Annotated in this window: 11 protein-coding genes; 2 read left to right on the top strand and 9 right to left on the bottom strand. The window is 65.4% G+C overall.

Features of this window, described 5'->3' with window-relative positions:
• Nucleotides 1-277 precede the first annotated feature (277 nt).
• The 4 genes from JQ603_RS31320 to JQ603_RS31335 all read right to left on the bottom strand — a co-directional run bounded on the left by JQ603_RS31320 (nucleotide 278) and on the right by JQ603_RS31335 (nucleotide 5398).
• Entirely contained in the window at nucleotides 278-3862 is a 3585-nt protein-coding gene (locus JQ603_RS31320; RefSeq protein ID WP_212345591.1) for a CHAT domain-containing protein, read from the bottom strand.
• A gap of 277 nt (nucleotides 3863-4139) precedes the next feature.
• Nucleotides 4140-4460: a hypothetical protein gene (locus JQ603_RS31325; RefSeq protein ID WP_212345593.1), complete on the bottom strand. Its 321-nt coding sequence runs from the start codon at nucleotides 4458-4460 to the stop codon at nucleotides 4140-4142.
• 138 nt (nucleotides 4461-4598) lie between these two features.
• Nucleotides 4599-4907: a hypothetical protein gene (locus tag JQ603_RS31330; protein WP_212345595.1), complete on the bottom strand. Its 309-nt coding sequence runs from the start codon at nucleotides 4905-4907 to the stop codon at nucleotides 4599-4601.
• Between the two features lie 113 nt (nucleotides 4908-5020).
• Entirely contained in the window at nucleotides 5021-5398 is a 378-nt protein-coding gene (locus JQ603_RS31335; protein WP_212345597.1) for a hypothetical protein, read from the bottom strand.
• A 242-nt stretch (nucleotides 5399-5640) separates the two neighbouring features.
• Here JQ603_RS31335 and JQ603_RS31340 point away from each other — a divergent pair, with 242 nt between their 5' ends.
• Nucleotides 5641-7032 carry a peptidoglycan-binding protein gene (locus tag JQ603_RS31340; RefSeq protein ID WP_212345600.1) on the top strand — a complete coding sequence of 464 codons (1392 nt, stop codon included), beginning with the start codon at nucleotides 5641-5643 and terminating at the stop codon, nucleotides 7030-7032.
• A 70-nt stretch (nucleotides 7033-7102) separates the two neighbouring features.
• Here the strand turns inward: JQ603_RS31340 and JQ603_RS31345 are convergent, their stop codons facing one another.
• From JQ603_RS31345 to JQ603_RS31365, 5 genes are read right to left on the bottom strand one after another with little or no spacing between them, the layout of a single operon-like run.
• Nucleotides 7103-7795 (bottom strand): AprI/Inh family metalloprotease inhibitor, encoded by a 693-nt coding sequence (locus JQ603_RS31345; RefSeq protein ID WP_212345604.1) that lies wholly within the window; start codon nucleotides 7793-7795, stop codon nucleotides 7103-7105.
• Nucleotides 7795-8784 (bottom strand): 2-hydroxyacid dehydrogenase, encoded by a 990-nt coding sequence (locus JQ603_RS31350; RefSeq protein ID WP_212345607.1) that lies wholly within the window; start codon nucleotides 8782-8784, stop codon nucleotides 7795-7797. Before JQ603_RS31350 ends, JQ603_RS31345 begins: the two co-directional genes overlap by 1 nt.
• Nucleotides 8784-9602 carry an ABC transporter permease gene (locus JQ603_RS31355; protein WP_212345609.1) on the bottom strand — a complete coding sequence of 273 codons (819 nt, stop codon included), beginning with the start codon at nucleotides 9600-9602 and terminating at the stop codon, nucleotides 8784-8786. Before JQ603_RS31355 ends, JQ603_RS31350 begins: the two co-directional genes overlap by 1 nt.
• Nucleotides 9599-10414 carry an ABC transporter ATP-binding protein gene (locus tag JQ603_RS31360; RefSeq protein WP_212345612.1) on the bottom strand — a complete coding sequence of 272 codons (816 nt, stop codon included), beginning with the start codon at nucleotides 10412-10414 and terminating at the stop codon, nucleotides 9599-9601. Before JQ603_RS31360 ends, JQ603_RS31355 begins: the two co-directional genes overlap by 4 nt.
• Before the next feature lie 10 nt (nucleotides 10415-10424).
• Entirely contained in the window at nucleotides 10425-11447 is a 1023-nt protein-coding gene (locus JQ603_RS31365; protein ID WP_212345615.1) for an ABC transporter substrate-binding protein, read from the bottom strand.
• Between the two features lie 152 nt (nucleotides 11448-11599).
• On the opposite strand from JQ603_RS31365, the gene JQ603_RS31370 reads away from it, so the two are divergent.
• Nucleotides 11600-12406 carry a creatininase family protein gene (locus JQ603_RS31370; RefSeq protein WP_212345618.1) on the top strand — a complete coding sequence of 269 codons (807 nt, stop codon included), beginning with the start codon at nucleotides 11600-11602 and terminating at the stop codon, nucleotides 12404-12406.
• Nucleotides 12407-12476 lie beyond the last annotated feature (70 nt).

Raw genomic sequence — 12476 nt, forward strand, 5'->3', positions numbered from 1 at the left:
GGCCGCCTGCGCGCTGCTGGTGATCGGCCTCGTCCATTGCGACAACCGCCTGGGATCGGCGGTCGCGATGGGCCTGTTCGCGACCGGGGTCGCGACCTCGGTCCTGCTCATCGCCGCGCACGACCGGCCGTTCGCCGGACAGATCTCGATCCAGCCGGATCCGCTGCTGCAAGTCATGCCGACGGACGCCGGCAAGTAGACCGCCCGCGGTCGCGCCCATCCGTGCACCGCTTCTCGACTAGACCGCGTCGTGACGCGCGGCGGGCGATGCCCGGCGTCAATCGAACGCGGCGAGCAACGATTTCAGCGCCGTGAGGTCCTCGGGAATGGTTTTCTTCAGCTCGCGTTCGCAGATGGAATCGAAGCGCTGCGATCCGACATCGAGGCTCATGTCGAGCTCGCCGTTGAAATAGAGCGGACAGTGCTTGGCACCTCCGGCCTTCCGCTTGTGCGTGCCGCGATCCGCCAGGATGCCGGTCAGCCCCTGCACGATCGCATTCGCGATCATGTGGTCTGCCCCGGGGCCATGGGTCGGCTTGTCCTCGTACAATGCCCCGAAGATGATGATGTTTTCCCCTCCCTGGTCGGGCCACCAGCAGATGTAATCGGTGTACGTCTTGCCGTCCTGCTGGAACATCAGCGGCTTGTCGACGATGCAGAACAGGAAATCGACGCCGAGCTCCTGGCGCTTGTTGTTCAGCCCGCGCGCGGCAATGTCGGCATTCAGTTGCAGTCCGTCCCCTTTCGGGCGCTGCCAGGCGCCGAGCGGGACCGAAATGTCGACGACCTCGAAGCCGTACCGGCCCTGGACGCCGTTCAGGCGCTGGACGGTGTGCTCGAGCTCGGGGAAGACGTGGTTGACGTCCCACACCGCCACGCGGAACTTGTGCCGGATCGTGGCGCTTCTGGCGCTGGAGGAAACCAGCGGCGTCAGCAGCACGTCCTTGGGCAGCTCGCGCAACTCGCAAATCCGCCCCTCCGGATCCCGCGCATAGACCACCGGAACGGCCCAGTCGATCGTGTCGTGACTGGTCGAGTAATTGACCGCGATCCGCGCTTCCCGGGCCGCGCTGCCGAACGTCGCTCCCTGCGCCAGCGACCAGTAGAAATGCTGCGAGAATTCGGTCGCGGCGTCGTCGCGGACACTGAACTGGTTCGCCACCACGGCCGGAACACCGTTCGCGACCAGCGCCGGCGCGATACCGCGGTTGAAGTCCGCCTTGCGCTTGGCCGTGCCTACCGCCTCGCCGCGCCCGGTCTCGCACGCGTTGAGGAACACGAGCTGGATGCCGCGCTGGCAGAGGATTTCGCAGGCATTGCGCGCGCCGACCTCGAGCACGGCGCCCTTGTCGTCCTCGAACAGCAGGAAGCCCTGCCCGGTTTCGGTGTCGAAGCTGCCGTGGCCGATGAAGTGCACGACGTCGTAGCTCGTCGCCGAGATCCATCGATGCAGCCGCGTCGGCGTCGTCGCGCGCAACACGTCGATCACGACCAGATTGGCATCGATCAGAGGCTGGAAGCTGCGCCTGATGACGGCCTCCTCCTGTTCCGAGGAGAGCTTCGCGGTGCCGATCGGCTGGGCCACCGCCACGAGAATCCGCAGCGGGCCCGACTTGGGCCTGGCGACCTCGACCGGCATCGCCGTCAGCGCATTGCGGATGAAATGCAGCTCCTGGGTGGCGAGGAATGTCTTGCGGTCCGGATCGAAGGCGAACTCCCAGGGCTTGTCGGCGATCCACGGAATCATCGAGGTGAAGATGACGTTGAGATGTCCGTTACGCTCCTCGCGCGAGCGCGCGACGTCGTAGAGCCGGCGCACTTCCCGCGGAAACAGCGTGTCGAAGAGCAGCGTTCCGTATTTGACGAGCTCCTCATCGGTCGGCGCATCGAAGCCGAGCTTGCCGTCGACATAGCTCTTCATCCGCTCGTGCATGGCGATGATGTCGTGCCAGCGCTGCCCGGCTTCACCGCCCCTGGCCGTGAATGGCTCGACGATGCGGGCACCGCCATAGGTCGCCAGCAACTGATACGGCTGCGGCGTGACGACACCAGCCTTTCCGCTCTTGCCCGATTTGACCTTGCCTGACTTGATCTGGCTCGACTTGACCCGACTTGACCTGGATCGGCTTGACTTGGCCTTGGCTGGCTCGGTGTTGCCGGCCTCGTCCGCGTCGTCTTTCTGCTCAAGCGGCCGCGGCGCTATCAAGGTGAGTTGCAGCGCGTCGCTGAACACCGAGACTTTGGAAGGTGCGGAGAGCGGCGGCGGCGCAGCCGCGGCCTGGGCAGGTGCCGGCGGCGGAGGCGGCGGCACCGGTGTCGCCTGCGGCGCCGGCAGCGGAACGGCCAGCCGTTCACCCATGCCCCGCCGGCCTCGGCTGTCGGGAAGCATCAGCGCGGGATTGATCGGCGGCAATCCATGCGGCGTTCCCGCGAGCGCCTCGGTCAGGAAGCTCGCAGTCTCGGAACGGCCGAAGAAGTTCAGGTGATGCACCGCCGGCAGATTGGCGGGAAAGTTTCCGCCCGGACCGAAGCAGCCGATCCGCTCGCCGGGGATCGAGGGCTGCCCGTCGGCGCGATCGATGAGCCATCCGCCCGCGCTCGGCACGACAAGATCGTTGGCGCCGCCGAAGAAGGCGTCGACGCCGACATCGGCCATGCGCGCGAGGATATTGCCGCTCGGGGTGAAGTTCGAAACCAGCGCGGAGTAGGCCGACGCCGGCGGCGGGGGCGGCTCTTGCAGGTCGGCCACCATCTCTCCGCCGGTGTCCATCGCCGCAATGCCGGGCAAGGCGCCGCCCGCACGCTGCGCGATCCACACCACCGCATCGGCGACGAGCCCCGCACCGAAGGTGAACGGATTGTCGGGAAAGAGCTCGAGCAGATTGGCCAGCCAGCCGATGGTGGCCTCCCACCGGGCGGGCGTCGCCAGCGGCGTGCCGTCATTCGGCGAGGCGACCAGCACGGCATGGCGCAGCTTGAAGCGGCTGGAGGCGTTCCCGAACGCGATTCTGCGCTCGACCAGATTTCGCAGCACGAGACCGCCGCGCGAATAGGTGATCACGTCGAACTCGGTCTCCCGGTCGGGCAGCCCGTCGAGCAGCTCCCTGGCATTGTCCTCCGGCGTCTTGCTGACGGTGAAATGATCGAAGGCATAGATGCGATCGCCATACGTCGCCTGCAGCCGCGCGAACAATTGCGGGCTCGCGAGCTCCTTGAAGGACGATGTGGTGTGCGAGAACGTGCCGTGAAGAAACAGCAGCGCGCGTCCGGCAGGACCGCCTGCCGCGGGCTTGCCCGGCTGCAACGTGCCTGTTCTCAGCGAATTCTCGTCGAGCCTGAACCAACCTTCGGAGAGGCCCGCCCTCCTCCACAGTGCCGCCTCGACCTTGGCGGCGAGCTTGGGCAGGAGCGCATCCGCGATCTTGCCGGTCACCTTCAGGACGGCGAACTTGATCGCCGAGCTCACCGCACCGCGCCGTTCTCCCGCTATCGCGGCACCTCGCAAGGGGACGCGGAAGCGCAGGCTGACCGGCGCCGCCGATCGCCGGCCGCGCCTGTCCATCTCGACCTCCGGCCCGTGGAAGGTGAGCGCGCCGGAGGCGTGCCTGATCGCCAGCGCGTAGGTGCTGCCCGCCTCCGGGACGACGGAGAGATCGATCAACGGCACCCCGGCGCGCCGGCGCGCGGCCTTCGGCGCAAGCTCCATGGTGCGATCGATCTGCACCTGCGACCCGATGAACATGTCCGGGATGACCGGTGACGGCTCTGCTGCCCGGCGACGCGTCGAGCGGCGGCCGCCTCCCGCGCTTTCGGCAACCACGGTCCATTCATCGGCATTGTTCAGCACCACCGAGCGCGCCATGCGAGCCTGCCCTTTCGAGAAGTGCGGATCAGGACGAACCGGCTCATCGACAAAGGTCGGGCCGCATTCGAGGAAAAAATCAGGTCAATATACTACTTGTAGTTTATGATGAGAAATGCATCACGTAAAGATTGGAAATCGCGACGAACGCGCGCAGCGCGCATGTCGCGCGCCTGTCTCGATCCGGCAGCCGAGATGCGCAGCGGGCGGTTGGCGGGAAAATCTTGAAGCGGCAGGCCGGCCGGCCGCTCGCGTCGTCTTCGGCGGCAAGACCCATTCAGTAGCAATAACGGGAATCGACCCGGACGTAGTAGCCATCGGGCCGCTGCATGTAGCAGCCGCGCTGATAGGCGTAGTAACCGGAGCGGCGACGCTCGCCCTCGGAGGCGATCGCGGCACCCGTGCCGGCACCGACGACGGCGCCGATGGCCGCACCGCGACCTCCACCGAGCGCGCCGCCGAGGATCGCTCCGCCGACACCGCCGATGATCGCGCCGCCGATGGCATCCTGGGCCGCCGCCTCATGCACCGGCATCGCCATCGCGACCGTCAGACAAGCCGCGATTCCGAAACTTCCAATGCGAAGACCTCGAAACATGCTGCCCTCCCTGTGGTGAGCCGAGTCTTAGCGCCCGGCGGGGCTTCGGGCCAGATCAAATCGCCTTCCGTCCATCCCGAGGCGCGAAGGAATGTCGCCCTGGTCCCATCCCCCCGCGGGATGCCGGTCGCGCCGGCCTCATTTGTCGACCGCGAAGGCCAGCACGATCCTTTCGGGTGTCTGCTTGAAATCCTTGGTGACGGCGTCGCGGACGAGCCCTGCGAGCTCGTTCAGCGGCTTGTTTTCATAGAGGCGCGGGAATTGAACCGTCACCGACACCAGCCTCCCATTGTGCCAGTTGAAGCCGACCGCCGGCTTGACGCCGGTCGATTGCTCGAGGTCGGTCTCCACGGCTTTCGACTGCTTGAAGCCCTCCGTCACCGTGCTGACGGCATCGCAGCCTGCAAGGATCGTTGCGCAGACGAGCAGCAGCACAAATCTGGACATGAGATTCCCACCGGTGATGACGAGGCACATGATTGTTCGACAATGCTGCCGACGTCAACGGATGGCTGTGCTGAAGGATTGTTGCTCGCCGGCTCGAACCGGCCGCGAGCCGGTCATCCCGGTTCGATCCAGCGCTGCACGGCTTCGGCGGTGTCGGCCGGCGTGGTGTTAAAGCAGATCGCGGCCGCCGGCGCGAGGCGATGGACGAGGTTGAGCACCTTCTCGAACAGCAGCAGACGCTCCTTCGGCTCGCGCAGACCGGCGCCGATCACGATGCAGTCGAAACGCTCCTCGCGCAGCGCGGCGGTCACGGCGGCTTCCGCGGCCGCGTCGAGGTCGATCAGGCAGCTCGTGACCTCGAAGCCGCGATCGCGCAGACGCAACAGCTGCGCCTCGATGTAGTCGCGCACGAGCTCCGGCGTGAGCTGCGGGAATGCGCTGTAATCCGCAACGCCGGGTTCGATGCCGATCGCGAGGACACGCTTGGCCATGCAGGCCTCCTTGCCGGACCGTGTTCGTTGCTAACGGGCGGACGACCCTGCGGGTTCCCCCGCGGGCGATCCGCTCCGTGCCGCCAATTTTCCCGCAAGAGCTGTAAGCCATTTCACATGCGCAGAGCCGGCGACCTGCCAGACTCGCGAAGATAACGCTGAAGTCGCGCGCCGATTACGGCGCCCGGTTCATTTTGAGTTGTGCGGAGATTCGATATTTCATCAATTTGCGGGAGCGGAAAATGGTGTCCTTCGAGAGTTTGAGGAGTGAATACGAACGGAATTGGGCCGGTCTCGAGATCCGGCCCGGGCGCCACGCCGACGCGACTGCGGTCGCACGCAAGGCCATCAACGGCAAGGCGACCTATCAGCAGATCGAGCGGCTGACCGGCGTTCCCTGGTATTTCACGGCGCTCTGCCACTACCGCGAATCCAATTTCGATTTCGACACCTATCTCGGCAATGGCGAGTCGCTCCATCGCACGACGACCCTCGTGCCGAAGGGGCGCGGCCCGTTCGCCACTTTCGTGGACGGCGCCGTGGACGCCTTCAGAATCGAGAATTTCGTCGGCGCGCAGGACTGGAGCATCGCGCGGATGCTGTTCCGGCTCGAAGCGTTCAACGGCTTCGGCTACCACGCCAAGGGCGTGAACTCGCCCTATCTCTACGGCGGCTCGAACCTGTACGGCCCGCCCGAGGCGAGGGCCGGCAAATTCGTCCGCGATCACGTGTTCGACCCGAACCACCTCGATTCCCAGCTCGGCACCGCCGTGATCCTGCATGCGATGCAGTCGCTGGATTCCTCGATCACGCTCGACGGCAGCCCGCAATTCGCAGCCCGCATCGAGCCGGAGGACGATGCGGCCTCGACCGTCGTCCTGATGCAGCAGGCGCTCAACAGGCTGGGCGCCAATCCGCCGCTTGCCGAGGACGGCATCAGCGGCCCGAAGACCCGGGCCGCGGTCTCGCAGTTTCAGCAGCAGAACGGCCTCAGGGATACCGGCCTCCTCGACGGCGCCACGGTCGCCGCCATCACGCGCGCGACACAGCCCGGAGGGGTCATGCAGAGCGGCGACCTGTCCCAGGTCCTGAAGCGGCTGGAAGACCTCGCGCAGGTGCTGCGACCGTCAGCCGGCGGCGGAACGATCCCGGGACCGACGACATCGGGCAATACGCTGCCCGCCACCAACGATCCGATCAACCTGTTCGAACGGCTGTTCTCCCTCGTCAACAAGACGACGCCCATGCCGGGACCGGTGGCCCCGACCAACCCCGCCCCCGTCGATCAATTGAAGCAGGTCGTCGACCTGCTCAGCACGCTGCTCAACAAGAACGGCAAGCCCGTGCTCGGCCAGGTCAACGGCGCGATGGGCGAGACCATCGGCAAGCTGCTCGACGGCAAGAAGACCGCGCTCGGCATCGGCGGCTCGCTCATCACCGCACTGCTCTCCTCGGTGACGGCGAGCCCCAATGCGGGAGGTCTTGCCGGGCTGCTCGGCACGATCGTCTCGGCGGTGCCGGGCCTCGGTCAGTTCGCGATGCCGATCTCGCTCGCGCTCACCGTCTGGGGCGTGCTCGGCAAGCTGGAGAAATGGGCGCAAGGCACCGCACCGCCGCCGAAGGTGACGACATAGCCGCGGCCATCCTTCGAGACGCCCGCCTGCGGCGGGTCCTCAGGATGAGGTCGCATTTCGCGGGCGACGCCTACTGACGCAGCATGATCAGGGGATCGGCGGTGTCGGGGACGCGCCGCCACTGCGCGTTGTCGTCGGCCTCGAACTGCCAGACATCGCCTGACTTCGACATCAGGATGATCTGGCCGCGCTCGAGCCGCCATTGCGTCGGGTTGAACTGCGCAATGGCCGGGTCGCATCTCGGCTTGAGGAAGACCTGGAAATTGTCCTGGCCCGCTTCCGTGTTGGTCAGCGTCAGCCCGCAGACCGGCTGGCCGTTGCCGCGCACCATCGACCAGTCGCCGATCATCTGGTCCATCGACTTGGCCATCGAGCGGGCGGCGGCGAGGTCCTGCAGGATGTAGACGCCCTCGCCCTGGCGCAGGCCCTCGAAGATGCCGGCCTCGACCTCGGTGAAGTCGATCACGGCTTCACCGGTCGTATCCTGCAAGCGGACGATGTCGAGGCCCTTCACGCTCCAGGCGACGATGTCCTTGGTGAAGGGCAGCGCCGTCTTGCAGGCCGGCTCGAGCTCCAGCTTGAAGCCATGGCCTGCGGCATCGGCCTTGAGCGTGACGACGCAGGTCTTGCTGCGCTCGGTGGTCGAGAGCTCCCACTGCCCGGGCATCGATTTCTTCAGGCTCGTCGCATCCTGCGCCTGCGCGGTGCCGATCGCGGCCAAGTAGGCCGCGACGGCGAATGCAACGCCCCGAAGAACTCTCATCAGCGCCCCTTGAACGGCGTTTCCGCAACCGGCGTCAGCGGCGCCTTGCCGGCAAACCAGGACTTGAGATTGTCGACGACAAGCTGGTCCATGGCGTTGCGCGTCACCACCGAGGCCGAGCCGATATGCGGCAGCAGCACGACATTCTGCATGGACTTGAGCTCGTCCGGCACGGTCGGCTCGGCCGCGAACACGTCGAGGCCGGCGGCGAGGATGGTGCCTGATTTCAGCGCCTGGATCAGCGCCGGCTCGTCGACCACGGAGCCGCGCGCGACGTTGACCAGCACGCCGCGTGGGCCGAGCGCCTTGAGCACCTCGGCATTGATCATCTTGTTGGTCGAGGCGCCGCCGGGCACGATCACCATCAAGGTGTCCACCGCCTTCGCCATCTCGATCAAATCAGGATAGTGCTTGTAGGAGACGTCCTTGGACGGATTGCGCGAATGATAGACCACCGGCACCAGCGAGGCGTCGAGCCGGCGCGCGATGGCCTGGCCGATCCGGCCCATGCCGACGATGCCGACCTTGCGGTCGCGCAGCGAGCCGACGCTGAGCGGATAGTTCTGCGTCTGCCAGAGCCCGGAGCGGACGTAGCGGTCGGCCTTGATGAACTCGCGCAAGGTGGAGATCAGCAGGCCCATCGCGACGTCGGCGACCTCCTCGGTCAGCACGTCGGGCGTGTTGGTGACGATGATGTTGTGCTCGGCCGCGTATTTGGCGTCGATGTGGTCGTAGCCGACACCGAAGCTCGCCACCATCTCGATCTTGGGCAGTTGCGACAGCGAATCCTTGTCGGCCCGCACGGTGTGATAGGTCACCGCGACGCCGCGGATCTTTTCGCGGATCGCCGGGGTCAGGCGCTCGAGGTCACCGCGCGTCTCGGCCTTGTGCACGACGAAATGATCGGAAAACCCGCTTTCGAGGATCGGCCGCACCGGTCCATAAATCAAAAGATCGATCTTTTCGGACGAAATCGAACCGGTAGACATCAGCTTTCCTTTCCAAGCGCGCTTTCGTGCCAGCGCCGTAAAACGAGGTGGGAAACTAGCGCCAGCACCCCATAGATGACAATCCCGGCCAGCGACAACAAAAGCAGCGCCGCGAACATGCGGGGTATGTTCAAGCGGTAGCCCGACTCGGCGATCCTGTAGGCGAGCCCGGAGCCCGCGCCGGCCGTTCCGGCCGCGATTTCGGCCACCACAGCGCCGATCAGCGACAGGCCGCCGGCGATACGCAATCCGCCGAGGATAAAGGGCAGCGCCGCCGGCAGCTTCAGGAAACGCAGGGTTTGTGGCTTTGATGCGCCATAGAGCTGGAACAGGCCGGCGAGGTTGCGGTCGACCGAGTTCAGCCCCAGCGTGGTGTTGGACAGCACCGGGAAAAAGGCGACGATGAAGGCGCAGACGACGACCGCGGTCTGCTGCTCCAGATAGATCAGGAGCAGCGGCGCAATCGCGATGACAGGCGTCACCTGGAGCACGATTGCATAGGGGAACAGCGAATATTCCACCCATTTCGACTGGTTGAACAGCAGCGCCAGCGCGATGCCGCCGATACTGGCGGCGACAAAACCTTCGAGCGTCGTCAGAAGCGTGGTCGCGAGCGATTGTGACAGCACCGCCCAATCCTTGATCAGTGTCAGGACGATGATCGACGGCGCCGGCAGCACGTAAGGCGGGATGTCCTTGATGCGGACCACGAGTTCCCAGGCGAGGAGGCCTGCCGCGAACACGACGACGGGCAGCACGAAGCGCATCGCGCGCTGCGCACCGGACGGCTTCGCGGTGGCGGGGGCTTGCGCGTTCATAACGTCGACTGCCCCGAATAAGACGGCGCCAGCGCGGCCGACACGCGCCGGCAATAATCGGAATAGGCGGCGGAGGTACGAAACTCCTCACCGCGCGGCTCGACCGTCTCGATGCGGATATCGGCCTGGATGCGGCCCGGCCGCGCCGTCATGACCACGACGCGCTGTGACAGATAGACGGATTCGAACACCGAATGCGTGACGAAGATGACGGTCTTGCCGAGCGCTCGCCACAGCGCGAGCAGATCGTTGTTGAGGCGGAAGCGCGTGATCTCGTCGAGCGCTGCGAACGGCTCATCCATCAGGAGGATATCAGGATCGGTGACGAGTGCGCGCGCCAGCGACACCCGCATCTTCATGCCGCCGGAGAGCTCGCGTGGGAATGCGTCGGCGAAATCGGCGAGCCCGACGCTGGCCAGCGCCTCATTGGCTCGCGCGCGTCCTTCCGCCTTCGGGACGCCGCCAAGCCTCAGCGGCAATCGCACGTTCTCGCGCACGCTGGTCCAGGGCATCAGGGTCGGCTCCTGGAACACGAAGCCGATGCCGTGACCCGGCTGCGCGGGGCCTTCGTGGCGCGCCACCCGCACTGTGCCCGATGACGGCGCGCTGAGACCGGCGATCAGCCGCAGCGCCGTCGACTTGCCGCAGCCGGACGGTCCGAGCAGCGAGATGAACTCGCCCTTGCGCACGGCAAGATCGAGCGGGCCGAGCGCCATGACGCCGTTGTCGTAAGCCTTGGTCACGCCGCGCAGGCTGACGGCGAGAGCCGTCAGGCTGGCCTCGACGGCTGACGAGGTTTGGGCAGCCGACATCGACCGCGCGTTATTGCTTGCTCGGGCGCAGCTCGACACCGACGCCCTTGTTGACGAAGCGCAGCGTGTAGGACTTGCGGAAATCGAGATCGGCCTTCACGACACCCGCCTTCACCATCTTGTTGAAGAACGAGGTGTAGCGCTCGTCGCTCATGGCGCCGATGCCGTTCTTCAAGCTGTCGCCGGAATCGACGATGCCGTGTTCCTTCATCTTGGCGACGGAATAGGCGAGCAGATCGTCGGTCATCTCCGGGTTGAGCTGCTTGATCAGGGCATTGCCGGCGGAATTGTCGCGGTAGATGTAATTGTACCAGCCGATCATGGAGGCATCGACGAAGCGCTGCACGAGGTCCGGCTTCTTCTCGACGATGTCGCGGCGGGTCTCGATCAAGGTCGAATAGGTGTTGAAGCCGTAATCGGCGAGCAGCAGCACGTTGGGCTTGAAGCCGGCGGCCTTCTCGACCGCGAAGGGCTCGGAGGTGACATAGCCCTGCATCGCGCTCTTGGGATTGGCGATGAAGGGCTGCGGATTGAAATTGTAGGGCCGGACGTTCTTCTCGTTGAAACCATATTCGGACTTCAGCCACTGGAAGTAGCTGGTCATGCCCTCCTTGGAGACGAACAGCGTCAGCGGCTTGAGGTCCTCGATCTTGGCGACCTTGGCATCGGGCTGCGTCAGCATCACCTGCGGATCCTTCTGGAACACCGCAGCGATGGTGACGACAGGGACGTTGTTCGCGACCGCATCGAACGACATCAGCGTGTTCGCGGCCATGAAGAAATCGATCTTGCCGGCGATCAGCAGCATCCGGTTGTTCTCGTTGGGACCGCCGGGGACGATGGTGACGTCCAGCCCGTACTTCTTGTAGGTGCCGTCGGCGACCGCCTGGAAGAAGCCGCCGTGCTCGGCCTCGGCGACCCAGTTGGTGCCGAAGGTGACCTTGTCGAGCGTCTCGGCGCGCGCCGGCAGGACCGAGACCAAAGCGGCCATCAGGCCTGCCGTTAACGCTCGTCGCAGATGAGAGGGGCTCATGAGTGCACTCCGTCGATCGCTTCTAGCCCAATCGCTTCTGGCTCATGCCAAGCCAACGCGATAGAACCGCATGACATTGGGGACGCGAGCCGGCCAGGCCCGCGTCCCCTCATACCCCAAATTACGTGACAAATTCGGGCAAAGAAACCTTGATGACGCCGCCCCGTGACTGGATCGACATCAACTGGGCTCATGCCGGCCCTGCAGATGTGTCGCGTTGGATCGCGGTGCTGCCGCTGGCAGCGACCGAGCAGCACGGCCCGCATTTGCCGCTCGAGACGGACGTGCTGATCGCGGACGCCTATCTCGCGCGCGTGCGCGAGCTCCTGTCCGCAAATGTTCCGGCCAGCTTTCTTCCCGTCGAACCGGTCGGCATTTCCACCGAGCATATCGACTATCCGGGCACGCAGACGCTGCCGACTGACGCGGCGCTGAAGAGGTGGACGGGAATCGGCGAGGACATCGCGCGTCGCGGCGTGAGGAAGCTCGTCATCATCACCAGCCATGGCGGCAACAGCGCGGCCATGATGCTGGTTGCGCAGGACCTTCGCGCGCATCACAAGCTCTTCGTGGTGACGACGTCGTGGTCGCGGCTTTCGGGGGCGGACAAACTGTTCCCGGCCGAAGAAGTGCGCCACGGCATTCATGGCGGCGCGGTCGAGACCTCGATCATGCTGGCGCGCTATCCCGATCAGGTGCGGAAAGATGCGATCGCGGATTTTCCGGCGAGCAGCATCGCGCTGGAGAAGCAGTATCGCTGGCTGTCGACGCAGCGCCCCGCGCCGTTCGCCTGGCAGGCGCAGGATCTCAACGCCAGCGGCGCGGTCGGCGATGCGACGTTGGCCGTCGCCGGGAAAGGCGAGCAGCTGATCGATCAGGGCGCGCGCGCCTTTTGCGAGCTGCTGGGTGAGGTCGATAACTTCGACGTGAACAGGCTCGCCAAAGGCCCCCTCGGCTAACCCGCATCCAACTGAAACTATTCGAGAAATGACCGCCTTCCGAGAGCGCCAGGTGGGCTTTCGAACCTGA

The sequence above is a fragment of the Bradyrhizobium liaoningense genome, from assembly GCF_018130825.1.
Lineage (GTDB): Bacteria > Pseudomonadota > Alphaproteobacteria > Rhizobiales > Xanthobacteraceae > Bradyrhizobium > Bradyrhizobium liaoningense_B.

What these genes read in the sequence shown, in the direction of transcription:
- JQ603_RS31355 (WP_212345609.1), bottom strand. Translation starts at nt 9,602, where the DNA reads ATGAACGCGCAAGCCCCCGCCACCGCGAAGCCGTCCGGTGCGCAGCGC.
- JQ603_RS31330 (WP_212345595.1), bottom strand. Translation starts at nt 4,907, where the DNA reads ATGTCCAGATTTGTGCTGCTGCTCGTCTGCGCAACGATCCTTGCAGGC.
- JQ603_RS31345 (WP_212345604.1), bottom strand. Translation starts at nt 7,795, where the DNA reads ATGAGAGTTCTTCGGGGCGTTGCATTCGCCGTCGCGGCCTACTTGGCC.
- JQ603_RS31335 (WP_212345597.1), bottom strand. Translation starts at nt 5,398, where the DNA reads ATGGCCAAGCGTGTCCTCGCGATCGGCATCGAACCCGGCGTTGCGGAT.
- JQ603_RS31340 (WP_212345600.1), top strand. Translation starts at nt 5,641, where the DNA reads ATGGTGTCCTTCGAGAGTTTGAGGAGTGAATACGAACGGAATTGGGCC.
- JQ603_RS31370 (WP_212345618.1), top strand. Translation starts at nt 11,600, where the DNA reads ATGACGCCGCCCCGTGACTGGATCGACATCAACTGGGCTCATGCCGGC.
- JQ603_RS31325 (WP_212345593.1), bottom strand. Translation starts at nt 4,460, where the DNA reads ATGTTTCGAGGTCTTCGCATTGGAAGTTTCGGAATCGCGGCTTGTCTG.
- JQ603_RS31365 (WP_212345615.1), bottom strand. Translation starts at nt 11,447, where the DNA reads ATGAGCCCCTCTCATCTGCGACGAGCGTTAACGGCAGGCCTGATGGCC.
- JQ603_RS31320 (WP_212345591.1), bottom strand. Translation starts at nt 3,862, where the DNA reads ATGGCGCGCTCGGTGGTGCTGAACAATGCCGATGAATGGACCGTGGTT.
- JQ603_RS31350 (WP_212345607.1), bottom strand. Translation starts at nt 8,784, where the DNA reads ATGTCTACCGGTTCGATTTCGTCCGAAAAGATCGATCTTTTGATTTAT.
- JQ603_RS31360 (WP_212345612.1), bottom strand. Translation starts at nt 10,414, where the DNA reads ATGTCGGCTGCCCAAACCTCGTCAGCCGTCGAGGCCAGCCTGACGGCT.